The organism is Streptomyces alkaliphilus (assembly GCF_014141535.1).
In the GTDB taxonomy this organism is placed as follows: Bacteria; Actinomycetota; Actinomycetes; order Streptomycetales; family Streptomycetaceae; genus Streptomyces; species Streptomyces alkaliphilus.
On the sequence record NZ_VKHT01001169.1, the window covers coordinates 1 to 1,400 of the forward strand.

General features: G+C 72.5%; 2 protein-coding genes. Both read right to left on the reverse strand.

The genetic code is table 11. The annotated features are described in order from the left end of the window. Positions 1-18: 18 nt before the first annotated feature. Positions 19-873, reverse strand: coding sequence for an Fpg/Nei family DNA glycosylase (locus tag FNQ90_RS23175; RefSeq protein WP_182608133.1), 855 nt, complete (start codon positions 871-873; stop codon positions 19-21). Beyond that, positions 873-1,361, reverse strand: coding sequence for a ribose-5-phosphate isomerase (locus FNQ90_RS23180; protein ID WP_143624838.1), 489 nt, complete (start codon positions 1,359-1,361; stop codon positions 873-875). Before FNQ90_RS23180 ends, FNQ90_RS23175 begins: the two co-directional genes overlap by 1 nt. Between the last annotated feature and the right edge of the window lie 39 nt (positions 1,362-1,400).

Here is a 1,400-nt window from a genome sequence, read left to right on the forward strand (position 1 = left end):
GGGAGAGGGCGGCCGGGTTCAGGAGGTCTGGCACCCGGGGCACCAAAAGAGGTTCCGGCCCCGCATCTCCTCGGCCCGGATCCACTCGCCGCACAGGAAACATCGCTGGTGGAGGCGCCGATAGACGTACACCTCGCCCCCGTGGTCGTCCCGGCGCGGGGGGCGTCCCATCGCCTCGGGGGTGTGCTCGGGTCGTACCGTGTCGATCCGGCCGGTTCGCACCCCCTCCGGCATCAGGACGGTGAGGTCGTGCCATATCGCCTCCCAGCGCTCCCGGGGCAGTTCGCGACCGGGCAGGTGGGGGTCGACGCGGTTGCGGAACAGCACCTCGGCCCGGTAGACGTTGCCGACCCCGGAGAGGATCCGTTGCTCCATGAGCAGCGCGGCGACGGGGATCCGACTGCGGGAGATGCGGGCGAAGGCCCGTTCGGGGTCGGCGTCGGTGCGCAGGGGGTCGGGCCCCAGCGAGCGGTGGAACTCCTGCTTCTCCCCCCGGGTGATCAGCTCGCACACCCGGGGGCCGCGCAGCACTGCGTGGTTCTCCTCGGTGGCCAGACGCAGGCGCACCTGTCCCTCGGACTCGCCGGCGGGGCCCCGGTACAGCCGGAAGGAGCCGTACAGACCGAGGTGCACGTGGAGGAGGCGGGTGGACACGGGTCCGTCGGAAGTGCCCGCCCCGGGCGCGGTGCCCGGGGCGGTGAGGGAGAGGAAGAGGTGCTTGCCGTGCGCCTCCGTGGCGGTCAGGCGATGACCGTCGACGAGGGCGGCACCCTCGGCGAAGCGTCCGGTGGGACTGTCCACCCGCACCGACCGGCCGCCGAACCGCTCGCCGAGCCGGCCGGCCAGCCGGTGGATGGTGTGTCCCTCGGGCATCAGTCCTGCCGCGGGTGGTGCTCGGGGACGGGAGGCATGACGCCCTCGGTCTCGTAGGCCGCGAGCATCTCGATGCGGCGGGTGTGGCGCTCCTCGGCCGAGTAGGGGGTGGCCAGGAACACCGCGACGAAGGACGTGGCCTCGTCCTCGGTGTGCATGCGGGCGCCGATGCTCACCACGTTGGCGTTGTTGTGCTCGCGGCCCAGGCGGGCGGTCTCCTCGCTCCAGGCGAGGGCGCAGCGCACCCCGGTGACCTTGTTCGCGGCGATGGCCTCACCGTTGCCGGACCCACCGATGACGATGCCCAGGGAGGAGGGGTCGGCGGCGGTTCGCTCGGCGGCGCGCAGGCAGAACGGCGGGTAGTCGTCCTGCGGGTCGTGGATGTGCGGACCGCAGTCCACGGGCTCGTGCCCGTGCTGGGTGAGCCAGTCGACGAGGTGGTTCTTGAGCTCGTAGCCGGCGTGATCGGAACCGAGGTAGACACGCATGGCACGAGTGTGGCACGGGGGCCGGGCACGGTCCGGGGC